22 protein-coding genes are annotated in these 24,943 nt (G+C 64.4%); 12 read left to right on the forward strand and 10 right to left on the reverse strand.

The window, feature by feature from the left end; genetic code table 11:
* Window positions 1-4: 4 nt before the first annotated feature.
* The 5 genes from PQR54_RS30995 to PQR54_RS31015 all read right to left on the reverse strand — a co-directional run bounded on the left by PQR54_RS30995 (window position 5) and on the right by PQR54_RS31015 (window position 4,797).
* Window positions 5-331 carry a hypothetical protein gene (locus PQR54_RS30995; protein WP_408252446.1) on the reverse strand — a complete coding sequence of 109 codons (327 nt, stop codon included), beginning with the start codon at window positions 329-331 and terminating at the stop codon, window positions 5-7.
* 197 nt (window positions 332-528) lie between these two features.
* Window positions 529-1,887, reverse strand: a complete 1,359-nt coding sequence (locus tag PQR54_RS31000; RefSeq protein ID WP_408252448.1) for an MFS transporter — start codon at window positions 1,885-1,887, stop codon at window positions 529-531.
* A gap of 425 nt (window positions 1,888-2,312) precedes the next feature.
* Complete coding sequence (locus PQR54_RS31005; RefSeq protein ID WP_408252450.1) at window positions 2,313-2,657, reverse strand: cupin domain-containing protein; 345 nt, start codon at window positions 2,655-2,657, stop codon at window positions 2,313-2,315.
* A gap of 34 nt (window positions 2,658-2,691) precedes the next feature.
* On the reverse strand, window positions 2,692-3,681 hold the full coding sequence (locus tag PQR54_RS31010) for a M14 family metallopeptidase (protein ID WP_408252452.1): 990 nt from the start codon (window positions 3,679-3,681) through the stop codon (window positions 2,692-2,694).
* A gap of 33 nt (window positions 3,682-3,714) precedes the next feature.
* On the reverse strand, window positions 3,715-4,797 hold the full coding sequence (locus PQR54_RS31015) for a tartrate dehydrogenase (RefSeq protein ID WP_408252454.1): 1,083 nt from the start codon (window positions 4,795-4,797) through the stop codon (window positions 3,715-3,717).
* Between the two features lie 147 nt (window positions 4,798-4,944).
* On the opposite strand from PQR54_RS31015, the gene PQR54_RS31020 reads away from it, so the two are divergent.
* Window positions 4,945-5,937, forward strand: coding sequence for a LysR substrate-binding domain-containing protein (locus tag PQR54_RS31020; RefSeq protein WP_408252456.1), 993 nt, complete (start codon window positions 4,945-4,947; stop codon window positions 5,935-5,937).
* A 51-nt stretch (window positions 5,938-5,988) separates the two neighbouring features.
* On the opposite strand, the gene PQR54_RS31025 is transcribed toward PQR54_RS31020, so the two are convergent.
* The 4 genes from PQR54_RS31025 to PQR54_RS31040 form a co-directional block, all read right to left on the reverse strand.
* The gene (locus tag PQR54_RS31025; protein WP_408252458.1) at window positions 5,989-6,486 is read right to left on the reverse strand and encodes an Lrp/AsnC family transcriptional regulator; all 498 of its coding nucleotides are present in this window, start codon (window positions 6,484-6,486) and stop codon (window positions 5,989-5,991) included.
* 53 nt (window positions 6,487-6,539) lie between these two features.
* Window positions 6,540-7,937, reverse strand: a complete 1,398-nt coding sequence (locus tag PQR54_RS31030) for an aspartate aminotransferase family protein (protein ID WP_408252460.1) — start codon at window positions 7,935-7,937, stop codon at window positions 6,540-6,542.
* A gap of 183 nt (window positions 7,938-8,120) precedes the next feature.
* Window positions 8,121-9,047, reverse strand: coding sequence for a 2-hydroxyacid dehydrogenase (locus PQR54_RS31035; RefSeq protein ID WP_408252462.1), 927 nt, complete (start codon window positions 9,045-9,047; stop codon window positions 8,121-8,123).
* A 6-nt stretch (window positions 9,048-9,053) separates the two neighbouring features.
* Entirely contained in the window at window positions 9,054-9,926 is an 873-nt protein-coding gene (locus PQR54_RS31040) for a GNAT family N-acetyltransferase (protein ID WP_408252502.1), read from the reverse strand.
* 290 nt (window positions 9,927-10,216) lie between these two features.
* Between PQR54_RS31040 and PQR54_RS31045 the strand changes: the two genes are divergently transcribed.
* The 11 genes from PQR54_RS31045 to PQR54_RS31095 all read left to right on the forward strand — a co-directional run bounded on the left by PQR54_RS31045 (window position 10,217) and on the right by PQR54_RS31095 (window position 22,735).
* Window positions 10,217-11,695 (forward strand): aldehyde dehydrogenase family protein, encoded by a 1,479-nt coding sequence (locus PQR54_RS31045; protein ID WP_408252464.1) that lies wholly within the window; start codon window positions 10,217-10,219, stop codon window positions 11,693-11,695.
* 236 nt (window positions 11,696-11,931) lie between these two features.
* Window positions 11,932-12,600: a haloacid dehalogenase type II gene (locus PQR54_RS31050; protein ID WP_408252466.1), complete on the forward strand. Its 669-nt coding sequence runs from the start codon at window positions 11,932-11,934 to the stop codon at window positions 12,598-12,600.
* Between the two features lie 43 nt (window positions 12,601-12,643).
* Window positions 12,644-13,918, forward strand: a complete 1,275-nt coding sequence (locus tag PQR54_RS31055; RefSeq protein WP_408252468.1) for an NAD(P)/FAD-dependent oxidoreductase — start codon at window positions 12,644-12,646, stop codon at window positions 13,916-13,918.
* 80 nt (window positions 13,919-13,998) lie between these two features.
* Window positions 13,999-15,615, forward strand: a complete 1,617-nt coding sequence (locus PQR54_RS31060) for an ABC transporter substrate-binding protein (RefSeq protein ID WP_408252470.1) — start codon at window positions 13,999-14,001, stop codon at window positions 15,613-15,615.
* An 82-nt stretch (window positions 15,616-15,697) separates the two neighbouring features.
* On the forward strand, window positions 15,698-16,651 hold the full coding sequence (locus tag PQR54_RS31065) for an ABC transporter permease (protein WP_408252472.1): 954 nt from the start codon (window positions 15,698-15,700) through the stop codon (window positions 16,649-16,651).
* Window positions 16,648-17,598: an ABC transporter permease gene (locus PQR54_RS31070; protein WP_408252474.1), complete on the forward strand. Its 951-nt coding sequence runs from the start codon at window positions 16,648-16,650 to the stop codon at window positions 17,596-17,598. Before PQR54_RS31065 ends, PQR54_RS31070 begins: the two co-directional genes overlap by 4 nt.
* Entirely contained in the window at window positions 17,598-19,442 is a 1,845-nt protein-coding gene (locus tag PQR54_RS31075) for an ABC transporter ATP-binding protein (protein WP_408252476.1), read from the forward strand. The genes PQR54_RS31070 and PQR54_RS31075 overlap by 1 nt, the downstream gene beginning before the upstream one ends.
* The gene (locus PQR54_RS31080; RefSeq protein WP_408252478.1) at window positions 19,439-19,753 is read left to right on the forward strand and encodes a (2Fe-2S)-binding protein; all 315 of its coding nucleotides are present in this window, start codon (window positions 19,439-19,441) and stop codon (window positions 19,751-19,753) included. The genes PQR54_RS31075 and PQR54_RS31080 overlap by 4 nt, the downstream gene beginning before the upstream one ends.
* Window positions 19,738-21,144, forward strand: coding sequence for an FAD/NAD(P)-dependent oxidoreductase (locus tag PQR54_RS31085; RefSeq protein WP_408252480.1), 1,407 nt, complete (start codon window positions 19,738-19,740; stop codon window positions 21,142-21,144). Before PQR54_RS31080 ends, PQR54_RS31085 begins: the two co-directional genes overlap by 16 nt.
* Entirely contained in the window at window positions 21,141-22,310 is a 1,170-nt protein-coding gene (locus PQR54_RS31090; protein ID WP_408252482.1) for an NAD(P)/FAD-dependent oxidoreductase, read from the forward strand. Before PQR54_RS31085 ends, PQR54_RS31090 begins: the two co-directional genes overlap by 4 nt.
* Window positions 22,307-22,735, forward strand: a complete 429-nt coding sequence (locus PQR54_RS31095; protein ID WP_408252484.1) for a helix-turn-helix domain-containing protein — start codon at window positions 22,307-22,309, stop codon at window positions 22,733-22,735. Before PQR54_RS31090 ends, PQR54_RS31095 begins: the two co-directional genes overlap by 4 nt.
* On the opposite strand, the gene prpR is transcribed toward PQR54_RS31095, so the two are convergent.
* Complete coding sequence (gene prpR / locus PQR54_RS31100; protein WP_408252486.1) at window positions 22,692-24,683, reverse strand: propionate catabolism operon regulatory protein PrpR; 1,992 nt, start codon at window positions 24,681-24,683, stop codon at window positions 22,692-22,694. The two genes, PQR54_RS31095 and prpR, sit on opposite strands and share 44 nt — an antisense overlap.
* Between the last annotated feature and the right edge of the window lie 260 nt (window positions 24,684-24,943).

The following is a 24,943-nucleotide window of genomic DNA, read 5'->3' on the forward strand; positions in this document are numbered from 1 at the left end:
GGCGCTATTGCTTGGGCGTCTGCGCATTACGGTTCGCACAATCCGACGTGAACGCCATGCTGGCCTGATCCGGCGTCATGCGCGGCGCGTCCGGGCTGTAGATCTTCTCGATGATGGCGCTGACCGCTTGCCGGTCGGCCGCATCCTTGTAGTACCTGGCGGCCTGATCGAGCGCTTGAGCCTTGGTCTTTTTGTGCGCGCGCCACGAGGCGACCTGCCCGGCGATGTCGCCGATCGCAAAACATTGATCGCTGACGGTTTGCGCAACGGCTTGAACGGCCGGCTGCACGAGGCACGCCGCAAGCAGCGCGGATACGACTACGCGTTTCATTCCCTGAATCCTGTGGTTAGATGGGCACGGGTCAACAAGCGCGTAGTTTATCGGGAAAGTCGCGAACGCCTCGCTGCCAGGGACAACAGCTTTACGCCGAATCCGGCCTCAGAATCACGTGCAACCGGTCGTTCAGCCTCGTGGGAGCTAATCGACTCATGATTTGAGTCGATTAGGCACGCATTCGACTCACCCCCTCAATGCCCGAACGACTCCGCCTTCGGCGCACCCACATTCGCCACATGCGGCCGCGCCGCCTGCTTGATCAGCAACGCCACGCACGAAAGCAGACCCGCTACCGCGACCATCGCGAAGATGCCCGCGAACGAAAAGTGGCGTCGCGTCAGTTCGGCCACGAGGAACGAGCCGGCAATCCCGCCGAAGCGCCCAATGCCGAGCATCCACGCCACGCCCGTGCCGCGGCCTTCGGTCGGGTAGAACGCGGCGGCGAGCGCGGGCATCGACGATTGCGCGGTATTCATCAACACGCCCGCGACGAACACGATGAACACCAGCGCGCCCACGTTGCCCACCGCCTGGCCGATGAAATACACGCTCACCGCCGTCAACGCATAGCAGGCCGCGATGATGCGGTTCGCGTTGAAGCGGTCCATCAGCACGCCGCACAGCACGGCGCCCACGCCGCCGAGCGGGAACAGAGCGGAAATCAGCGTCGCGCGCTGTGGCGTGAGTCCGGCGTCTTTCAGCAGGATCGGCATCCAGTTGATCGACGCGTAGAAGATCACGAGGCCCATGAAATAGGCGATCCACAGCATCACCGAACCGATGATGTACGAGCGCGACAGCACCACCGCCATACCCTTGCCGCCGGTTTGCGGCGCGGTTTCGGTCATGATGAAGCTGCCTGCTTGCGCGGCTTCGCTCGAAATGCGCGCGAGCGCCGCGCGAATCCGTTCGACCGGTTTGTTATTGGCCACCATGTAGCGCACCGATTCCGGCATCTTGATCGCCAGCACGATCAGAAGCAGAAGCGGCGTGATGCCGCCGAGCAGCAGCACGCTGCGCCAGCCGAAATGCGGAATCATCCACGCCGCGAGGAACCCGCCGAAGGCGGCGCCGAGCGGGAAGCCGCAGAACATGAGGTTGATCACCGTTGCGCGGCGGCGGTCCGGGCAGTATTCGCCCATCATCGTCACGGCGTTCGGCATGGCCGCGCCGAGACCGACGCCGGTGATGAAGCGCAGTGTCGTCAGTTGTTCGATGCTGGTCGAGAAGGCGGAGCCGAGGCACGCCACGCCGAACAGCAGCACTGAGCCGAGCAGCAGCGAACGTCGCCCGAGGCGGTCGGACAGCGGTCCCGAACCGAGCGCGCCGCAGGCGAGGCCGAACAGCGCCGCGCTCAGCACGGGCGCGAGCGCCGGCCGGGTGATGCCCCATTCGGCGATCAGCGAAGGCGCAATGAAGCCGATCGCGGCCGTGTCAAAACCGTCCAGCAGGACGATGATGAAACACATGAAGAACACGAGCCACTGGAACGGCGAAAACGGATGCTCGTTGATAAAGGTCTGAACGTTCACAGCGGTGCTGCGGTTCATGGTTGTCTCCTGACTACGAAATACGGAAAGGCTCGCGCGAACGAGCCTGTTCTTTTCTATACGATCGGGCGCCGTTTTAGAAGCGGTGCGCTTCGACAGCGAATAGTACCCGGACGGGCAACCCGCCGGTGCTGCGCCGAACGCGCCGTGCCGCCTGGACTAGGGCCGCTGTTTGTTCGTATAAAGAACTGCGATTCTATATGTGAACAAACATTGAACTGTAAGTAATCTGGCAACGAAGGGTCAACGCGGGATTACCCGACACTGTGGCGCAGGGGCGTCGATTTGGCAGGCCGTGCTGGACGGCGCTGATGAGGGAAGCGACCGCGGCGCATGGACGCCGGGATATGCGGGTGACAAAGATGAGCGCCGGCCGCAGAGGGTTCAGTGCGGCACGGCGCCCGGAGTAACACGTGACGCGGCGTTCAGAAGATTACGTAGACCTTGCGCATGGTTTCCTCGACTTCCCAAAGCCCTTCGGTATTGGCTTCGAAGAAGAGCGTATCGCCGCTTTGAAAGTGAATGGTTTCCTCGTTATCGGGCGTGAAGCGTCCGCGTCCCGCGATGAAGTGCATCACTTCGGCCTGCTTGATCGAGCGGCGGTACGTGCCGGTGGTGCATTCGAAGATACCGGTATCGACGGCTTCGCTGCCCTTGATAACGCGTTGCACGCCCGACACCTGAATCGGCGTCGTGCCGGGCAACCCAACCTTGCCCCAGTCTTCGAGATTCTGCAGATTCACGCTTTGCTTGAGCTGCTGTACCTTCATCTTCACATTACCTTTTGAGTGTGAACGGGCCGTTTCACTGGCTGCTGGTTGAGTTGTTCGTCACGGTCTGCTCGATCTTGCCGAGCCGCACGACGGTCACGCCGGGCCGCAGTTGCCGCAGTGAAGGCATGACGAGCATGCAGTTGTCGTAGGGCGTGGTGACCGCCTCGCCGTTGGACCAGCCGATCACGGCGCCGGCCTGGGGGAAGATCTCGAGACCCGTGTAGGGCGCCGCGAATCGAAAATCCATAGTGGTGGCCACCACCGGCTGCGTCACGCGGACGATGTGCTGCACCGGCGGCAACGTCGCGAGCCAACCTTCCGTCAGATCCGCTTCGTCGATCACGCCGGCCAGCAGCAGGAAGCGCGCGGTGGTGTCGCGCGCGACCGCAACCGCGCTCTGTTCCCAATGCTGTCCGCATTCGATCAGCAGCGCGTTCTTCGGGCTGGACGAGTCGCCGAAACCTTCGTAGTCGCGCATGCGGCGGCCTTCCGGATGGCCTTCGTCGCAGATCACGGTGGCCGGCGTGCCGAGCCGCACGGCGAGATCGATGCCTTTTTGCAGCGGTCCGGCCACGATCAGCGGCTTGCTCTTCTCGTGCATGGAGTGCAGGTCGAGCAGGGCGTCGACCGTGTCGATTACCGGCCGCATGGCGCGCGCGCGAGCCAATTCGCTGGAGGTGCGCGAGGTGTCGTCGAGCACCGCGGCGGTCCACACGCGGTTGAAATCCTGATCGACGAAGCGGGCGGCATCGGGCTGCGCGGGATCGAAACTCTGATAAGCGTCGACGTTCGCGAACGCCAGCGTGAGACGCCCGCGCCGCGGCCGCAACCCACGCCGCAGCAATTCGTCGACGACGATCGCGCCGCACACTTCATTGCCGTGCGTCAACGCATTGATCATCACATGCGGACCCGGCGCGCCCGAGTCGAACGTATGCACGTAGGCGATGCCGGATGCCGATTGTTCGTGTGCCGAAATATCGGGGAATTCGACTTCGATGGGGTAGGCTTCCATGCTCATGCGAGTTGTCCTGGCAGAGAGTGAACGAAAGACTCAGGCGAGTTTTGCCGCGATCGCCTGGCCGACTTCGGTGGTGTTCGCCTTGCCGCCGAGGTCGCCGGTATGCGGGCCTTCCACCAGCGTTGCTTCGATGGCGGCGAGGATCGCGTCGTGCGCCTCGCGTTCCTTGCCCTCGTGATTGCCGAGGAAGTCGAGCATCATCGCGGCCGACCAGATCATCGCGATCGGATTGGCGATGTTCTTGCCGGCGATGTCGGGCGCCGAACCGTGCACCGGTTCGAACAGCGAGGGAAACTTGCGGTCCGGATTCAGATTGCCCGACGGCGCGAGACCGATCGTGCCGGTGCAGGCAGGGCCGAGATCGGACAGAATGTCGCCGAACAGATTGGTGGCCACCACCACGTCGAAGCGATCCGGGCTCAGCACGAAGCGCGCGCAGAGAATGTCGATGTGCTGCTTGTCCCACGTCACGTCCGGATACTGCGCGGCGATGCCGGCCGCGACCTTGTCCCACCACGGCATGCTGATCGCGATGCCGTTGCTTTTGGTCGCGACGGTGATCTTCTTGCGCTCGCGCCGTTGCGCGAGATCGAACGCGAACTTCAGCACGCGCTCGCTGCCGTGCCGCGTGAAGACGGATTCCTGCAGCACGAATTCGCGCTCCGTGCCTTCGAACATCACGCCGCCCACCGACGAGTACTCGCCCTCGGTGTTTTCACGCACGATCCAGAAGTCGATGTCGCCCGCCTTGCGGCCTGCGAGCGGCGAAGGCACGCCGGCAAAGAGGCGTGCGGGGCGCAGGTTGATGTACTGATCGAATTCGCGGCGGAACTTCAGCAGCGAGCCCCACAGGGAAATGTGGTCGGGCACCGTGTCGGGCCAGCCGACCGCGCCGAACAGGATCGCGTCGGCCGATTGCAGTTGCGCTTTCCAGTCGTCCGGCATCATCTTGCCGTGCTTCGCGTAGTACTCGCAGCTCGCCCATTCAATGTGCTGATACTCCAGCTCGATGCCGAAGCGCGTTTTCACCGCTTCCAGCACGCGAATGGCTTCCGGCATGACTTCGACGCCGATGCCGTCGCCGGGAATGACTGCGATCCGATATTTCTTCGACATGTTGTGCTCCTCCGCTTGGGTCTGTTTGGGGCTTCTGGACGATTCGACAACGGCTATTTTATTCCTGCTGTTTGAGACTAAAATGGTCGCTTTAGTTAAGCCACTGTGCACGATTCGTGTACAAACCCAGATGCGAGCAATCGATCCATGAACGCCGTCCCATCACCCGATCTCGGCGATTTGCGCGTGTTTTGCGAAGTGGCGCGCAAATCCAGTTTCAGCGCGGCGGCGGAGGCCATGTCGGTGTCCGCGGCCTACGTCAGCAAACGCATCAACGTGCTCGAGACTACGCTCGGTACGCGTTTGTTGCACCGTTCCACGCGCCGGGTCGCGATCACAGAGGCGGGCGAGCGCGTCTACACGTGGGCCGAAAAGATTCTCGACGACGTCGATCAACTCGTGGAAGACGTCTCCACCACGCGCCGCATTCCCGGCGGCAAGCTGCGCATTTCCAGCAGCTTCGGCTTTGGCCGGCGCTTCGTCGCGCCCGCGCTCGCGCGTTTCTCCGAGCGTTATCCGCAATTGAGCGTGCGGCTCGATCTGTTCGACCGTCTCGTCGATGTCGGCGGCGAAGGCTTCGACCTCGACGTGCGCATCGGCGACGAGATCGCGCCGCATCTGATCGCGCGGCGGCTCGCGTCGAATCATCGCGTGTTGTGCGCGTCGCCCGATTACATCGCGCGGCATGGCGCGCCGCGCCAGCTTGCCGAGCTGTCCTCGCATGCGTGTCTCGCGATCAAGGAGCGCGACCATCCGTTCGGTCTGTGGCGTTTGACGGTGCGCGGCGAGACCGTGTCGATCAAGGTCACCGGACCGTTGTCGACCAATCACGGCGAAGTGGCGGTGGAGTGGGCGCTGGCCGGACGCGGCATCGTGCTGCGTTCCATGTGGGACGTGCGGCCGCTGCTCGAAAGCGGGCAGCTGCAGCAGGTGCTGCCCGAGGTCACGCAACCGGCGAATCTGTGGGCGGTGTATCCGGCGCGGCTCGCGCAATCGGCGAAGGTGCGGGTTTGTGTGGACTTTCTGAGCGAGGAATTCGCGCAAGGGAATGCGCCAGGAAATGCGCCAGGAAATGCGCCAGGAAATGCGCCAGGCGACGATGCGCCCGGCGTGAACATGGCCGGCGTTGCCGAACGTTGAATACTGCACGCTGAACGACGGCAAGATCCGGCCGATCAAACAAGCCAACGCCTAGTGATGATTCTGCGAGAACAGCGTTTCGAGCGGGTAATGGCTCTTCACGAACGGCGACTTGATGATCACGTAGCTGAAGTACTTCTCGATACCGATATCGCGTTCCAGCAGTCCTTCCACGATGCTCTGGTAGTGGCTCACGCTGCGCGTGACGAACTTCAGCAGGTAGTCATAGCCGCCGCTCGCCAGATGGCACTCGACAATCTCGTCGACGTCGCGAATCGCATTCACGAACTTGATGAAGTCTTCCCGCCGATGATCGGCGAGCGTGACTTCCGTGAAGACGATCTGCACGTCGCCGAGCTTTTCGAGCTGGATCTGCGCGCCGTAGCCGATGATGTAGCCGGCTTTCTCCAGACGCTTGACGCGGATCAGGCAAGGACTGGGCGACAGCCCGACCGTGTCGGCAAGCTCGACGTTGGTTATGCGGCCTTTCTTCTGCAATTGGGAAAGTATGCGCAGGTCAATCCGGTCTAGCTTGCAGTCGCTGCTCATCGTAACGTTGTCGCTCCGGCGATCGGTGTGTGGGGCTGGGATGGCCCTCTACTCTAGCATGCGGTGGCATGAGTTTTGACCTTCAACGCGGCGCGCACATCGGCGTGTGCGAGAACGTCGTCGAGCGTCTTTTCAAGCCGTTCGAACATCAGATCGAACTCGGCCTCGGTGTACGAGAGCGCCGGTGCGAAGCCGAGGATGTTGTCGCCGAAAGCACGGAAAATCAGGCGGTTTTCATACGCGGCGGCGGCGATCCGTTCGGACAGTTTCAACGCCGGGTCGAAGCCCGCCTTGCTGTCCTTGTCGGCGACGAGTTCGAGCGCGCCGAGCAGGCCGCGGTGGCGCGAGTCGCCCACCAGCGGATGCGCGAGCAGCGCGTCGAGACCGCGCGCGAAACGCGGCGCGAGCGCCACGCCGTTCGCGAGCAGGCCGCCTTCGTGATACAGGCGCAGCACTTCGAGGCCGATCGCCGCGCTCACCGGATGCGCCGAATACGTATGGCCATGGCCGACCACGGCTTCGGCGTCGCTGTCGGCAATGCCCTGATAGATTTCGTCCGACATCAGCACGGCGCCCATCGGCGCATAGCCCGCGGTCAGACCTTTGGCCACCGTCATCAGATCCGGCTCGACGTTTTCGCCCTGGCAGGCGAACAGCGGACCCGTGCGGCCGAAACCGGTGATGACTTCATCGGCGACGAACAGAATGCCCAGCTTACGGCAGCTTTCACGCATGGCCTTGAGCCAGCCGACCGGCGGCACGATCACGCCACCCGAGCCCTGGATCGGTTCGCAGAAAAACGCGGCGACGTTGTCGGCACCGAGCTCGGCCACCTTCGCTTCGAGCGCGGCCACAGAGGCGGCGATCAGCGCCGCGTCGTCGGCGAAATCGTTGCGGTACGCGTACGGCGACGGCAGATGATGCTGGTTCGGCAGCGGCAAGTCGAAGTTGCGGTGGAACGCGGGCAGGGCGGTCAAGCCGGCACCGGTCGTCGACGAGCCGTGGTAGCCGCGTTGCAGCGCGATGATGTGCTTCTTCGACGGCCGCCCCGTGGCGTTGAAGTAATGCGTGATAAAACGCAGCGCCGAGTCGACCGCGTCAGACCCGCCGAGCGTGAAGTACACGTGTTGCAGCGAAGCGGGCGACACCTCGACCAGCTTCTGCGCGAGTTCGATGGCCGGCTTCGAGCCGAAATGAAAATAGCCGGTCGCGTAGGGCAGTTTCTGCATCTGCGCGGCGGCGGCGTCGACAATGCTCTGCTGGCCGTAGCCCACATTCACGCACCAGAGTCCGGAAAACGCGTCGAGCAGTTCGTTGCCGGCCGCGTCGCGCAGAAACGCGCCGCTGGCGGATTCGAGGACGGTGACGCCGCGTGCTTCGTGCGCGCGGTAGTTGATGACCGGGTGAATCAGATGCTTGCGGTCGGCTTCGATGAGCGATTGAATCGGCATGATGGTTTCTCGTCGCGGAAAGGGGCTGTTGACCGTTCCATACTACTGATCAGCGACGATCGCCCGCTCACCTAAACATTTGCCTGAAAAGCGCGCACGACGCGTTTTGATGCACGGTCTTGGCATTTTCTGCTGCGGACGCTGAAAAGCCGCGCCGCGCGGGCGTTTCATGCGGTGCCGCCCTCAATAGCCTTGCGCGCGGTCGATCTGGCCGAGCATCGGCAAGCCTTCGCGATGGCGGCGCAGGTTCTCCAGCACCACTTCGACTGCGGTTTCGGGCCGCGTCGCGCTGGCGATATGCGGCGTGATGCGTACGCGTGGATGCGTCCACAACGCATGACCGGCGGGCAACGGCTCCGGATCGGTCACGTCGAGAATGGCGTTCTGCAACTGGCCGCTCTCGAGCGCGGCCAGCAGATCCTGCTGATTCAGATGCGGACCGCGACCGGTTTGAATCAACGACGCACCGCGCGGCAGCTTCGCGAACAGCTCCGCATCGAGCAGCCCGCGCGTGGCGGGCGTGAGCGGCAGAAGGCAAATGAGGATATCGATGCGCGCGAGAAACGCATCCAGCGCGCTTTCGCCGGCATAACACGCCACGCCTTCGATCTCGCGAGGAGAACGGCTCCATCCCGCACAGTCGAAGCCGAACAAGCGCAGCCTTTCCAGCACGGCCGTGCCCAACACGCCGAGCCCAAGCACGCCGACGCGGCGCTGGCTGGCAGGCTTGAGCGGCAACTCGCGCCAGACCTGCTGCTGTTGCTGAAGGCCGTAGTCGAACAGATCGCGATGAATCGTCAGCACGGCCTGCGTGACGTATTCGACCATGCCTTCGACGATCCCCGGCTCGATCATGCGCACGACGGGCACATGCTCCGGCACGCCCGACAGATCGAACTGATCGATGCCGGCGCCCACCGAGAACACGACCTCCAGATTAGGAAAGGTGCGAGTCGGATCTTCCGGCGGCTGCCAGGCGGCGAGATAGCGGATCGCGGCCGGATCGCCGAGATCGGGCCAGATATGGAACGGCAACTCGGGCGCCTTTTGCGCGAAGAGTTTCGCCCACTGCGCGCCGCGCGCCGGATCGGCTTTATAGAGGAAGGCCATGATGGGTTAGAGGATCGCCTGGTTGATGATGCCGTATTGCAGGTAATGCGCGTCCTGCCCGCCGCTCGCGGGCTCGCCCGGCGTGGCGGGGCGGACCATCTTGACGACCGTGTCCACGCGCGGCAGGCCCAACTGTTCCAGCCATTCGGTCAGACCGCTTTCGCCCGGTGTGTCGATACGCACGAACACGCCTTCGTTCAGCGCCAGCCAGTGGCTGATGAGCGCCTTGGCGCGGCTCGAATCTTCCGAGGCGGGCGCGACCACTGGACCGATCGCAAAGCCGCGTCCGAAGCGGCGAAACAGCGCGAAGCCGATCAGTTCGCCGTCGCGGTCTAGCGCGATGCCGTCGGCGGTGCCTAGCAGCGCGGGCAACACTTCGCCGCGATCCAGACCGCTGGCCCGCGACGCCAGTTCAACGAGCCGCGCGGTGTCGCTCGAACCGAGCGGGCGCAACCGCTCGCCAGGCGGCAGCGATACGAGCGGCGGCTGGAATGCCGCGCCCTGATGCTGGTCGAGCGTGCCGGTTGCGCGAAAGCCGAGCTTTTCGTAGAGCGGCTGGCCGGCGGCGGTGGCGTGCAGGAACGTCACGCGGCCGCCCAGTTCTTCGAGCACCAGCTCCATCAGCTTTCTGCCGATGCCGCGCCCTTGCTGCGCCGGCGAGACGATCACCATGCCGAGCGAGGCACGCTCGGCGCCGTATTTCCAGCACAGCGCGGTGCCGATCACGCCGCTCGCGTCTTCCGCGACAAAACCCACGCCCAGCTGTACGACGAATCTCCAGTCGTCCGCGCGATGCGGCCATTTGAGTTCGACCGTCAACGCGTGCGCGGCGGCAATGTCGTCGAGGGTGAAACGTCTATAGGTAATCGAATCGGTAATCGAATCGGACACGCCGTACTCCCTGATTGACTGAAGGCTTACGCCGTCACTGTGTCATCCGGTGCGCGGTGTGACTAGGACGATCTTTTTATCGCGGCCCCCGGCAAGGGCCGCAGTGAAATTCGATGCAAAACGCCAGGTCTGGGCGCGCATTACAGGTGAGTTCTGCTGCGGAACGATTTTTGTCGGCGACATATGCCACGCCCGCGGCTCTACGATTTTGTCATCGCGGAAGCGTTCACGAAACGCACCGCACGGACCACCAGCCAGTCATACAGGAAACCTTGCTCATGGACAGCTTCAATCCGGACGACGTCGCGATTCGCAGCGGACATTACATCGGCGGGGAATATGTCGAGGCGGGCGAGCGCCGCATCGAGGTGTCGCGGCCTTCGGACGGCGTGGTGTACGCGTCGGTGCCGCTCGCCGATGCCGCCATGGTGGACCGCGCGGTCGAAAACGCATGGCAGGCATTCAAACACAGTGGCTGGGCGCGCATGGCGCCGCGTGAGCGGGCGAAGATCCTGCGCCGCTTCGCCGAACTGGTCGAAGCCGACGCACCGACGCTTGGCCGGCTCGAAGCAGTCGGCTCGACGCGTCCAATCGCCCAGGCGATCGGCTGGGACGTGCCGTTCACCGCCGAAGGCATCCGCTTTTACGCCGAGTTCGCCGACAAGCTGGGCGGCGACGTAGCGGCCACCGATCACGATCATCTCGGCATGACGCTCGCCGAGCCCTACGGCGTGATCGGCGCGATTGCGCCGTGGAATTTCCCGCTGGTCATGGCTTCGTGGAAGATCGCCCCGGCTTTGGCGGCGGGCAATGCGGTCGTGCTCAAGCCCTCGGAAATGACGCCGTTCTCGGTCTTGCGGCTCGCGGAACTGGCCGTGCAGGCGGGCGTGCCCGCGGGCATATTCAACGTGATCCAGGGCGACGGCCGAGTGACCGGCGACGAGCTGGTGCGTCACCCGAAGATCAGCAAAGTTACCTTCACGGGCTCCACGCGCACCGGCGCGTCGATCATGTCCGCGTGCGCTCAAAGCGGCACCAAGCCGGTCACGCTGGAACTGGGCGGCAAGAGCCCGCAAATCGTCTTCGCCGACGCGCCGCGTCTGGACGACGTGGCGCGCCGCATCGCCGGCGCGATCACGGGCAACGCGGGACAAGTGTGCGTGGCGGGTTCGCGTCTGCTGGTCGAGCGAAGTCTTGCGGAGCCGCTGGCCGAACGCATCGGCAAGATCTTCGCTGAATTGAAGCCCGGCGCGACGTGGGCCGCCGGCACCACGCTCTCGCCGATCATCTCGGCGCCGCAGGCGGCCCGCATCGAGGGCATCGTGGGGCGCACGCTGGAAGCCGGCGCGACGTTGCGCTACGGCGGCGTGCGCACCGACGGTGGCGCGGACGGCGCGTTCTACACCCCGACCTTGCTGACGGACGTCACGGCTCACTCCGAAGCGGTGCGGGAAGAAGTCTTCGGTCCGGTGCTGACGCTGCAAACCTTCGATACCGAAGAAGAAGCGCTCGCGCTCGCGCAGCATCCCGAGTACGGCCTTGCGGCCGGCGTCCATACCGCCGACCTCGGCCGCGCACTGCGTTTCGTGCGCGGGCTGGAAGCGGGCACGGTGTGGGTCAACCGCTATGGCCGCACTTCGGACTTCATGATTCCCACGGGCGGGTTCAAGCGTTCCGGCATCGGCAAGGACCTGGGCCGCCAGGCCTACGAGGCCAACCTGCGTTTCAAAAGCGTGTTGATCGACCTGCGCGCCTGAACACCCGATGCGCGCCTGGCGTTCCGGCCGCAAACCCAATCTGGGCAAGGCTTTCAGCCCGATCGCCGCATTCTGTGCTGTCAGCGGCCTTAAAACGCATGGTTTGTGTCACCAGCAATGCCCTAATCAGGAACATCTATGTTTTTGCGCTGATTAAATCTTTAACAGGGATGAGCAATCACTGTTTTCGCCAATGAGCTCCCATAGCGAGTTCACCATCACGATAGGACTGCACCATGATCGAATTCGAACCGAAATACATCACCTTCGACTGCTACGGCACGCTGACGAAATTCCACATGGCCGACATGACGCGCGAACAGTACGGCCACTTGCTGAACGGTGAAGACCTGGAAAAGCTCATCGCGTTCTACTCGGGCTATCGTCGCGATGAAGTGCTCGGCGCATGGAAGCCGTACCGCGATGTGGTGGTCAATGCACTGCGCCGCGCCTGCAAGCGCATGAACGTCGAATTCAACGAAGCGGGCGCCCAGAGCATCTATGAAGCCGTGCCGACCTGGGGTCCGCATCCGGACGTGCCGGAAGGCGTCGCCCGCCTCGCGAAGAAGTACAAGCTGGTGATTCTCTCGAACGCTTCGAACGATCAGATCCAGAGCAACGTCGACAAGCTCGGCGCGCCGTTCCATAGGGTATTCACCGCCCAGCAGGCGCAGTCGTACAAGCCGCGCATGCAAGGCTTCGAATACATGTTCGACCAGTTGAACTGCAATCCGGAAGACGTGCTGCACGTGTCGTCGAGCCTGCGCTACGACCTGATGACCGCGCACGACATGGGCATCAAGCACAAGGCCTTCGTCAAGCGCGGCCACGAACCGTCGACGCCGTACTACCAGTACTACGAGGTCAACGACATTCCGCATCTGGCTTCGGAACTCGGCCTGTAAGCGCCGGTTTTCACGCTCATTGCCCATTTCAAGGACAGACCGGATGAAGCTCGATTCCTACTGGCTCGACACCGCGCCGCCCCTGCTTTCGGCGTGCGAGGGTCCGGTCGACGGCCAGACCGACGTGGTGGTGATCGGCGGCGGCTTCACCGGGCTGTCGGCGGCGCAAGCGTTGGGCAAACGCGGTGCCGCGGTGACCGTGCTCGACGCGGGCCGCATCGGCGGCGGCGCTTCCGGGCGCAACGGCGGGCAGGTCAATACCGGCGTTGCGCAGGACTTCGTCGCGCTGGTCGCGCAACTCGGTGTGGAGCGCGCGAGCGCCTGCTACCGCGCGTTTTCGGATGCGGTCGATACAGTCGAGCGTCTGATCCGCGAGGAGAACATCGACTGCAATTACATCGCGACCGGCAAGCTGAAGCTGGCGTCGAAGCCGCATCACCTCGCGCATCTGGAGAAGACGGCGGAGGCGATTCGCCGCGAAGTCGATACGGATATCGAACTAATCGACCGCAGCTGTATCCGCAGCGAAATCCAGTCCGACAGTTTTCATGGCGGGTTGCTGCAACGGCACGGCGGCCAGATGCATATGGGCAAGTTCACGGTCGGTCTTGCCGAGGCCGCGGTGCGTCGCGGCGCGAAGCTATACGAGAACGCGGCGGTCACCGCCATCGCGAAAGACGGCAGCGGCTTTCGGATTACCACGGCGCGCGGTGAAGTGCGCGCGAAGCAGGTGCTGATCGCGACCGGTCCGTCGCGGCATGGTCCGTTCGGCTGGTATCGGCGGCGCCTCGCACCGGTCGGTTCGTTCATCGTCGTGACGGAGCCCGTGTCGCCCGAGTTGCTGGCGCAAGTGTTTCCGAACCGGCGCGCGTACACGACCACGCGTTTGATGCACAACTACTTTCGCGTGACGCCTGATTCGCGTTTGCTGTTCGGCGGCCGCGCGCGCTTCACGGCGTCCGAACGGCCGTCGGATGCGAAGAGCGGACGCATTTTGCAGGAAGGCCTCGCCGCGATGTTCCCGACGCTCGCGAGCGCGCGCATCGACTATTGCTGGGGCGGTCTGGTGGATATGAGCGCCGACCGTCTGCCGCATGCCGGGCAGCACGACGGCATCTATTTCTCGATGGGTTATAGCGGCCACGGCACGCAGATGTCGACGCACATGGGCCAGGTAATGGCCGACGTGATGGACGGCCACGAAGATAAAAACCCGTGGCGTGAGTCGGAGTGGCCCGCGATTCCCGGCCATACCGGCAAGCCCTGGTTCCTGCCGCTGGTAGGCACGTACTACCGTATCAAAGACATTTTTTATTGATCGTTCGTTGTTCGATTGGCAATTAAAACCACGCAGCCAGGTCTGCTCACCCCCACTGTTCACCCTCGCGGAGAAGTTCGATGAATAAGGAAAACTCGCAACATGGCGCTCTTCATCTCGGCAGCGAGCTGGAGCGGTTGACGGCCAAAGGTGCGTCGCGGCGCGGTGTGCTGCGCGCGATGGCCGCAGCCGGGATGATGTCGGTGACGGGCGCCGGTCTTCTGACCGCGAGCGGTGAGGCGCTGGCGCAAGCCACGCCGAAGCAGGGCGGCAAGATCCGCGTGGCGACGCAGTCCGCCTCCGCGGCCGATACGCTCGATCCCGCGAAGGGCGCGCTCGGCACCGATTACGTTCGTGGCTTCATGTTCTACAACTGCCTGACCGAACTCGACTCGCATCTCGGCGCGAAGATGTCGCTCGCGACCTCGCTCGATACGAAAGACGCCACGGTGTGGGTCGTCAAGCTGCGCAACGGCGTGCAGTTCCACGACGGCAAAGCGCTCGCGCCGGCGGACGTGGTCTACTCGATCATGCGTCACAAGGATCCGGCCACCGCTTCGAAAGCGAAGACACTCGCCGACCAGATCAAGGAAGTGAAGGCCACCGGCCCGAATGAAGTGACGATCACGCTGGAGGGTCCGAATGCCGATCTGCCGGTGATCCTCGCCACCTCGCATTTCCAGATCATCAAGGACGGCACCAAGGATTTCAAAACCGCGATCGGCACCGGCCCGTTCAAGGTCAAGGAATTCTCGCCGGGCGTACGTACCGTCGGCGTGAAAAACGAGAAGTACTGGAAGCCGGGCATGCCGCATCTCGACGAGATCGAACTGATCGGCATCGGCGATGAATCGGCGCGCGTGAACGCGCTGCTCTCCGGCGACGTGCAACTGATCAACGCGGTGAGCCCGCGTTCGACCAATCAGATCAAAGGCGCCGGTGGCTTCTCGGTGCTGGAGACGAAAACGGGTTTGTACACCGACCTCGTGGTTCGAGACGAAGGCGGCATTACCGGCAACGACGATTTTCGTCGAGGCATGATGTACCTGCAGGACCGCGAACAGATGCGCCGAGCGATCTTCCAGGGGTACGGCACGATCGGCAACGACCAGCCGATCGATCCGACCAACAAGTACTACCTGGCCGGCTTGCCGCAGCGTGCATTCGATCCGGACAAGGCGAAGTTCCACTTCCAGAAAGCCAAGGTAGGCAGCGCGCCGATCCAGATTTTCGCGTCGCCGGCAGCGGAAGGCTCGGTCGAGATGGCGATGTTCCTTCAGCAGGTCGCGCCGCAAGCCGGTTTGAATCTGCAGGTGTCGCGCGTGCCGGCCGACGGCTACTGGTCGAATCACTGGATGAAGCATCCGCTGGGTTTCGGCAATGTCAACGCGCGGCCGAGCGCCGACGTGATCTTCACGCAGTTCTACAAGTCGGACGCACCGTGGAACGAAGCGAACTGGAAGAGCCCGAAGTTCGACCAGTTGCTGATTCAGGCACGCGGCGAACCGGACGACGCCAAGCGCAAGAAGATTTACGGCGACATGCAGGTGCTGGTGCATGAAACGGGTGGCACCGGCATTCCGCTGTTCCAGAGTTCGCTCGATGCGTATACGAACAAGCTCAAGGGTCTTGGATCGATTCCGCTCGCCGGATTGATGGGCTTCATGTTCGCGGAAAACGTCTGGCTCGAAACCTGAGCCGGAGTCAAGGCACGCCCTGCAACACACGCGCCGCCTCATCAGCGGCGCGCAGCTTCAACTGCAATGGAGGCGAATCTCGATGAAAGCACATGCGCAACGTCTCATCGCCGCGCGCCTCGGCCTCGCGCTGCTCACGCTGCTGCTGGTGTCGGCAGTCGTGTTCGCCGTCACCGGGCTGCTGCCCGGCGACGCGGCCCAGCAGGCGCTCGGCCAGGCGGCGACGCCCGAAGCCGTGGCCGCCCTGCGGCATCAGTTCGGTCTCGACCAGCCCGCGCTGCAACGCTACTTCGTGTGGCTCCTTCATGTGGTCAGCGGCAACTTCGGCACGTCGCTGTCGAACAATCTGCCCGTCAGTCAGTTGATCGCGACGCGCCTGCCGAACTCGCTGGTGCTGGCCGGACTCACGGCGGTGGTCTCAGTGCCGGTAGCGCTGTTGATCGGCATTTCGTCGGCGATGTTTCGCGGCTCGCTGCTCGACCGCACGCTCAACGTGCTGACGCTCTCCACGGTCGCCGTGCCGGAATTCCTGATCGCGACGATCGCCGTGCTGATCTTCGCCGTCAAGCTGCGCTGGCTGCCGGCGCTGTCGTATCTCTCGGAAGTGCATTCGTTCGGCGCGCTGCTGCGCATCTACGCGATGCCGGTGATGACGCTGTGCTGCGTGCTCGTCGCGCAGATGGCGCGCATGACGCGCGCCGCGGTGCTCGATCAGCTCAATTCGTCGTACGTGGAAATGGCCTTGCTCAAGGGCGCCTCGCCTGTGCGCGTGGTGTGGCGGCATGTGTTGCCGAACACCGTCGGGCCGATTGCCAACGCCGTGGCGTTGAGCCTGTCGTATCTGTTCGGCGGCGTGGTGATCGTCGAGTCGATCTTCAACTATCCGGGCCTCGCGAGCCTGATGGTGGACGCGGTCACCAACCGTGACATGCCGCTCGTGCAGGGCTGCGTGATGGTGTTCTGCGCGGCGTATCTCGCGCTCGTGCTGATCGCCGACCTGTGTCAAATCGTATCCAACCCGAGGCTGCGTCGATGATGAGCCAACCTACCAATCCCCACCATGTTCCTCACGCCGGCACGGAGCTGTACGACGTGCGCCGTGACGAAGTGGTCGTCGAGCCCGCGCCTGTCGAAGCGCCGCCGCTGAAACAGGGCGTGTTCAAACGCCTCGTGCACCGCTTTTCCGTACTCGGCCTGATCGGTCTGCTGATGGTGGCGTTCTGGCTGCTGGTCGCGTTCATCGGACCTTTGGTCGCGCCGTATAAAGGCGGTGCGTTGACCTCGACGGAAATTTTCGGCCGTTACAGCGCGGCGTATCCGCTTGGCACCGACTATCTCGGCCGCGACATGCTGAGCCGGATTCTCTACGGCGCGCGCTACACCGTCGGCCTCGCGCTCGCAGCGGCCGTGCTTGCCAGTGTGATCGGCACGTTCTTCGGCCTGCTCGCGGCGGTGTCGGGCCGCGTGGTCGATGAAGTGCTGAGCCGTCTGTTCGACGCGCTGATTTCGATTCCGAGCAAGGTGCTCGCGCTCGTCGTGATCGCCGCGTTCGGTTCGTCGATCCCGATGCTGACGACGGTCGCCGCAGTGGCCTACATTCCCGGCGCGTTCCGCATTTCGCGCTCGCTCGCGGTGAACGTGATGAGCCTCGAATACGTGCAGGTGGCGCGAGCGCGCGGCGAAGGCATCTTCTATATCGCGCGGGTCGAAGTGCTGCCCAACATGATTCATCCGATGCTCGCCGATTTCGGCCTGCGTTTCGTGTTCATCGTGCTGCTGCTGAGCGGGTTGAGCTTCCTCGGCCTCGGCGTGCAGCCGCCGAACGCCGATTGGGGTTCGCTCGTGCGCGAGAACATCGGCGGCCTGTCGGAAGGCGCGCCCGCCGTGCTGATGCCGGCCGTCGCGATCGCGACGCTGACCATTGGCATGAATCTGCTGATCGACAACTTGCGGCGTCGCAGCCGTAAGCATGGAGGTGCGTGATGGCTGATCAGGACATGATCGAAGTAAAGGGCCTGAGAGTCGTCGCGGGTGCCGCGCCGGGGCCGGTGACGGAGATCGTCAAGGGCGTCGATTTCTCGGTGAAGAAGGGAGAAGTGCTCGCGCTGATCGGCGAGTCCGGTTCGGGCAAGACCACCATCGCACTGTCGCTGCTCGGCTATGCGCGCGCGGGCTGCGCGATCAGCGGCGGGTCGGTGCGCGTCGGCGAGGTCGAGGTGTTGTCGCTCGATGCGAAGGGCCGCCGCGCGTTGCGCGCGCGCACCGTCGCGTACGTCGCGCAGAGCGCGTCGGCCGGCTTCAATCCGGCGCGCACGATCATGGATCAGGTCATCGAGCCGGCGCTGCTGCATCACCTGATGTCGAAAGAAGCGGCGTCCGCCAAGGCGGTCGAACTGTTCCGTTCGCTCGCGCTGCCCGCGCCGGAAACGATCGGGCAGCGTTATCCGCATCAGGTATCCGGCGGCCAGTTGCAGCGCTTGATGGCGGCGATGGCCTTGATCACCGATCCGGCCGTCGTCGTGTTCGATGAGCCGACCACCGCGCTCGACGTCACCACGCAGATCGAAGTGCTTGCGGCCTTCAAGAAAGTGATTCGCGAACTCGGCACCACGGCCGTGTACGTGTCGCACGATCTGGCGGTGGTCGCGCAGATGGCGGACCGCATCGTCGTGTTGAACGGCGGCGCGGTGAAGGAGAACGGCGCGGTCGCGCAAGTGCTCGACGCGCCGGTCGATGCGTACACGCGCCAGTTGCTGGCCGCGACGCGGCGTCCGGAAGCTGTGTTGACGTTGCCGCCAAACCTGGGCAAGCACGTGCCGCCGCTCCTGGAAATTCGCGGACTGTCGGCGGGCTATGGACGGATCGACCGGCAAGGCGTGCCTGCTGTGCGCGTGCTCGACGACGTCAGTCTGTCGATTCCGCGCGGCAGCACGCTTGGCGTGATCGGCGAGTCCGGCTCCGGCAAGACGACGCTCGCGCGCGTGGTGGCGGGGCTGGTCGACCGGGCGCGCGGCGAGGTTCTGTTCAACGGTGAGCCGTTGCACGCGCAAATCTCGCGCCGCACGCCGGAGCAGTATCGGCAGATCCAGATCGTGTTTCAGAACGCCGATACGGCGCTCAATCCGAGCCATTCGATCGCCGATATTCTGGGGCGGCCGCTCGCGTTCTATCACCATCTGCGAGGCTCGGCCGCGAAGAAACGCATGCTGGACTTGCTCGATCTGGTCAAGCTGCCGGCTTCGATCGCCACGCGTACGCCGGCCGGACTCTCCGGCGGCCAGAAGCAGCGCGTGAATCTGGCGCGCGCGCTCGCCGCCGATCCAGCCTTGATTCTGTGCGACGAAGTGACTTCCGCGCTCGACACGGTGGTCGGCGCTGCGATTCTCGATCTGCTCGCCGAATTGCGGCGCGAACTGGGCGTGTCGTACATGTTCATCAGCCACGATATTTCGACGGTGCGCGCGATCTGCGACGAAGTGATCGTGCTGTACGCGGGGCATCGCGTGGAAGCAGGGCAGCGCGACGTGCTGGCGGCGCCGCCGTATCACCCGTACACGGGCTTGCTTGTCGATTCGGTGCCGGCGTTGAAACCCGGCTGGCTCGACGCGCGCCGCGATATCGTGGCCACTGCTTTGCCGGCGATGGGCGAGAGCGCCGACATCGCCGAGTTGTGCTCGTTTCGCGCGCGCTGTCCGGTGCGTATCGACGGCAAATGCAACATGACGCCGCCTTCGTTGAAGAAGCTGCCTTCGGGCGCGGAGATTCTGTGCCACCATCCGGCCGCCGAACTGAACCGTTTGCAGACCGTGGAGGCGACCCCGGCATGAGCGGACGATTTGTACGCGTCGCGGAAACGGGCCGCAAGACCTTTCCGATCACCGTGGATGGCGTCGTGCGCGAGGCCGCCGAAGGCGACACGCTGATGGTCGCGCTGCTCACCAGCACGGCCACGCTGCGCGACTCCGAATTCGGCGACGGCCGGCGCGCCGGTTTCTGTCTGATGGGCGCCTGCCAGGACTGCTGGGTGTGGACCGCGCAAGGCGAGCGCGTGCGCGCGTGCAGCACGCCGGCGATGCCAGGCATGTCGATCGTCACGAAGCTGACGGAAGCCGGGGAGGGTGTATGGCCGCGCGCGTAGTCATCATCGGTGCCGGGCCGGCGGGCGTGCGCGCCGCGCAGGCGGTGGTCGAAGCGGGGCTGCGGCCTGTCGTAATCGACGAAGGCCGGCGCGACGGCGGGCAGATTTATCGACGTCAGCCGGAAGGCTTTTCGCGCAGCTATGAGACGCTCTATGGCACCGAAGCCGAGCGTGCCGCGTCGCTGCATCAGAGCTTCGATGCGTTGAAAAGCCGGATCGACTATCTGCCGGAAACGCTGGTCTGGAACATCTCGCCGAACACCGTGCATCTGGTGAGCGGCACGCGGTATCACTCGCTCGCCTTCGACGCGCTGATCGTTTGCAGCGGCGCGACGGATCGGCTGATGCCGGTCAAGGGCTGGCACCAGGCCGGCACGTATAGCCTCGGCGGTGCGCAGGTCGCGCTGAAGTCGCAAGGCTGCGCGATCGGCTCGCGCATCGTGATGATGGGCAGCGGCCCGCTGCTGTATCTCGTGGCCGCGCAGTACGTGAAGGCGGGCGCGCAGGTTGCCGCGGTGCTCGACACTTCCACGTTCATGCAGCGCGTGGCCGCGTTGCCGCGTCTGCTGGCGATTCCCGCCGCGCTCAGAAAAGGCATTGCGTTGACGCGCGTGCTGGCCGACGCGCGCGTGCCGGTTCATCGCGGCGTAGAGCCGCTCGAAATCAAAGGCTCGGCGCAAGACGGCGTGAGCGCGGTCGAGGTCGCGTTGCCCGGCGGCAAGCGCCTCGAATTCAAATGCGATGCCGTCGCGCTCGGTTATCACCTGCGGCCCGAGACGCAACTCGCGGATCTTGCGGGTTGTCGCTTCGTGTTCGACGAGAACGCCCAGCAGTGGCTGCCGCAGATCGATGCCGATGGCCGCAGCAGCATCAAGGGCGTCTATCTTGCGGGCGACGGCGCGCGAGTACGCGGCGCGGATGCAGCGGAACGCTCGGGCCGTCTCGCGGCGCTGGCCGCTTCGCAGGACCACGGTATAGCGGTCAACGGCGTGGAGCACTTGCGCACCGAACTCGCACGCTTCTCGCGTTTTGCTCAGGGTTTGCGTGAAGCCTTCCCGTGGCCCGCGAAATTCGCCGCGTCGCTGCCGGACGAAACGATCGTCTGCCGTTGCGAAGCGATCACGGCAGGCGAATTGCGTCGCGTGGTGCGGGCGACCGGCGCAAAAGAAGCCAATCGCGCGAAGGCGTTTTCGCGCGTCGGCATGGGCCGCTGCCAAGGGCGCTATTGCGGCCACGCAGGCGCGGAAATCATCGCGGCGGCGGCGTGTGTGCCGCTGTCTTCAGTGGGACGGCTGCGCGGCCAGGCGCCGGTCAAGCCGCTGCCCGTTGCGCTGACCGAAGTGGTAGGCGAAGCGCTGAGCGACGAGGTAAGCGCCGAGGTGAGCAAATGAATGCGACGACCCGCAACGAAGCCGATGTGATCGTGATCGGCGGCGGCATCATGGGAACGACGACAGCGTTTTTCCTGCGCCAGCGTAACCGTTCGGTGATTCTTTTGGAGCGCGGACTCACCGGCCAGCAGGCGAGCGGCGTGAACTTCGGCGGCGTTCGCCGTCAGGGCCGTGCTTTATCGCAACTGGCGATGTCGAACCGCGCGCTGCGCACATGGCAACGCTCGACGGAACTGCTCGGCGAGGACGTCGAGTTTCTGCCGTCGGGTCATACGCGCGTGTGCTACCACCAGAAGGACGTCGAGAATTTCGACCAGTACGCGATCGACGCGCGCGCGTACGGTCTCGAACTCGAAGTGCTGCACGGCGAAGCGATGTTCAGGCGCTTTCCGTTTCTCGGCCGCGAGGTGCTGGCGGCTTCGATCTCGCCGCTCGACGGCCACGCCAACCCGCGCCTCGCCGCGCCCGCGTTCGGCCGCGCGGCGGCGCGGCTGGGCGCGCAGGTGATCGAGGACACGGAGATCGTGCGCGTCGAAAAAGACGGCGGACGGTTTCGCGTGGAAAGCGCGCGCGGCGACGTGTATTGGGCGGCGCAACTCGTGATCTGCGCCGGTGCGTGGGCGAGCCGGCTGGCCGAACAGTTCGGCGAATCCGCGCCGCTCACCACACGCGGGCCGCAAATGTGCGTGACGGAGCCGGTGCCTTACGTGTTCAAGTCGTCGATGGGCGTGTTCACGTCGATCAAGGAGGAGGGCATTTATTTTCGGCAGATTCCGCGCGGCAACATCATCGTCGGCGGAGGTCCCCCCGGTCCCGCCGATGCCGTGACGAGCCGCGCTTCGGTGTTGCCGATCAACACCGTGCGGCAACTCGCGCAGATGCGCCGGCTCGTGCCCGCATTGGCGCCGCTGCATGTGATTCGCGTGTGGAGCGGCGTGGAAAGCTATCTGCCCGACAGCGAACCGGTGATCGGTCCGAGCAGTCAGGTCGACGGTCTGTTCTACGCGTTCGGCTTCAGCGGCTCGGGGTTTCAGATCGGCCCGGGCGTCGGCGAAACGCTGGCGGAACTCGTCGATACGGGCAAGACGGCGATTCCTCTCGACACGTTTTCCATCCGGCGTTTCGCGAAACAACCGGCGGCCCGCTCGACCATCGTGACGTCATGAAACAGTCCATCAGCCTCAACGCGGCCCGCGCTTTCATCGAAGCCCATTTCGACGAACCGGTGACGCTCGCCCAACTCGCCGCATTGTCCGCGCTCAGCGTGTCGCGTTTCGCCACGGTGTTCCGGCAGCAATACGGATCGTCGCCCTACCGGTATCTGTGCGGGCTGCGGATTCAGCGTGCGCAGACGCTGCTGCTCGAGGGCGTGCCGGGATCGGTGGTGGCGACGGAGGTCGGCTTCTTCGACCAAAGCCACTTCGGCCGCCATTTCAAGCGCTGCTGCGGCATGACACCCAGCATGTTCATCGCGCGCGCCGGCGCCAATGCGGCGCGGCATGGTGGCGCGAGCGGCATGAGTGGTTTAAGCAGCTTGGGCGGCGCGCCTACTGCGTCGCGCTCAGCTTCCGCCATAACGTCGTCTTGCTGATGCCGAGCGCCTCGCAGACCGCGTCGCGATCGCCGTCATGCGCGGCGAGGGCGGCGCGGATTTCGTCGGCTTCGACGTGACGGCTGCGTTCGCGCAGGGTCAGCGCGGTTTTTTTCGTGCGTGCGTGCGGCTCGACGATTTCAGGCGCGACCGTGCGCAACATGTCGCGGGTGAGAACGGGCGCGACGGCGTCTACTGACATTGCGCTCATGTCCGCATCAGCATCCGAATCCACATCCACATCGGCCAGTTCCACCGCGATCCGTTCGACCACGTTCTGCAATTCACGCACATTGCCGGGCCACGCGTAGCGCTTGAGCGGTTCGGCGAGCGTGGCGAGCACGCGCTCGGCGGCGGCCGCGTCCGGCAGGCGCGCCGCGAGCCTCGGTTCGCGCGCGGCGGCTTGCAGCAGCAGTTCAACGGCGAGCGGCAGCAGATCGGTCGGCCGCTCGCGCAGCGGCGGCAGCGCGATGCTCAGAATGTTGAGCCGGTAGTAGAGGTCGGCGCGAAAGCTGCCCGCTTCGATACTTTCGGTCAACGCGCGATGCGTCGCCGCGACCACGCGAATATCCACCCGCGTCGGCTCCGTCGAACCGAGCCGTACGACTTCACGTTCCTGCAGCACGCGCAGAAGCCGGCTTTGCAACGACAACGGCATTTCGCCGATTTCATCGAGAAACAGCGTGCCGCGGTGCGCGACTTCGATCAATCCCGCTTTGCCGCCCTTGCGCGCGCCGGTGAACGCGCCTTCCTCGTAGCCGAACAGTTCGCTCTCCAGCAGCGCCTCGGGAAACGCGCCGCAATTGATCGCGACGAATGCGAAGTCGCGCCGTGGGCTCAACTGATGCATGCTCTGCGCGACCATTTCCTTGCCCGTGCCGCTCTCGCCGAGAATCAGCACGGTGGCGTCCGAACGGGCATAGCGCCGCACCAGCGCGCGCACCCGTTCGATCGATTCGGACGCGCCGACGATATCGTCGAGCCGGTAACGCGCGCTGAACTGCTGCACGCGCTGGCGCGAACGCAAGGTCCGGTCGAGCCGTTCGACCGCGCGCGATTCCTGAAACGTCAGCACCGTGCCCGCCGCCGCGCCGCTGCTCGCCAGCGGCCCGCGATGCACGACATAGCTCACGCCACGCACCGTGCACAACGCGTCGCCGTCCGCGTCCGGCAGGCTGCCCGCGAGATCGGGCGCGAGGTCGAGCAGCACGCGGCCCACGGCCTTCGCCGCGTCGAGGCCGAGCACGCTGGCGAGGCGCTGGTTCATCGCTTCGACGCGGCCTTGCGCGTCGAGCGCGACGACGCCGTCGCGCAGATGCTGCAGCAGATTGTCGAGCCGTTGACGCCGGATGGTTTCGCGGCGCGTGGCCTGCGCGACTTCGAGCGCGGTGTCGAAGGCCGCGCGCACCGACGCGCGCGAATAGAGAAACACCGCGCCCATGCCGGCATTCGCCGCGAGATCGGTGACCATTCCAGGACCGACCACCACGTCGATGCCGCGATCGCGCAGATCGAGCACGACGCTCTCCGCGTCCTGCGCCGATTGATACGAGGCGAAGGTGACGTCGAGCGCGTAGGCGGCGACGAAGCGGCGCACTTCGTCAGGCGTGTTGCCGTGCGTGACGAGCGCGACCTTTGCGCCGTCGCGCCGCGCTCGCGCCAGCGCATGCATTACGTCGAAGCCGGTTGGGCTGATCAACACGACCGGCACCGACACGCGCGTCTTCAGATAAGCGCCGTTCGAGCCGCCGGCGATCACGACATCCGGACGACCCGCGCCCGCGGCGTCGATCTCGCGCACGGCGTCTTCGAAACCGTGCGAGACGATGCGCAAGTCCGCGCGTTCCACGTATTCGCCCGCGATGTCGAAAAACAGATCGCGCAGGCGGCTGATACTCACGGCCCAGATGCGGGGGCGCTGGGCGGGTTCGAAAAGAGGTGTGCTCAAGGCTGGGCGGCTCGGGGCGAGGCTGGTGAAGTCTGTCTATTATGCGCGCATCCATTTCCGATTTGAAATCAGCATTTCAGTTGTGAAATCAAATGCGGATCGGCTTGGGCGGCGGTCTTTTGTGAAATCAGGCACTTAGCGCGCGCTGAAGCTGCTGGCCCGTTCTTTGCATTTCAGGCTGCGTTCAAAAAGCATCCCCCCATGCATCAGGAGACAAACTCATGAGCGAAGCAGACAACAGCACGCCGAACGCAGGCGCA

It is taken from the genome of Paraburkholderia phytofirmans, from assembly GCF_046028095.1.
Classification (GTDB): Bacteria; Pseudomonadota; Gammaproteobacteria; order Burkholderiales; family Burkholderiaceae; genus Paraburkholderia; species Paraburkholderia phytofirmans_A.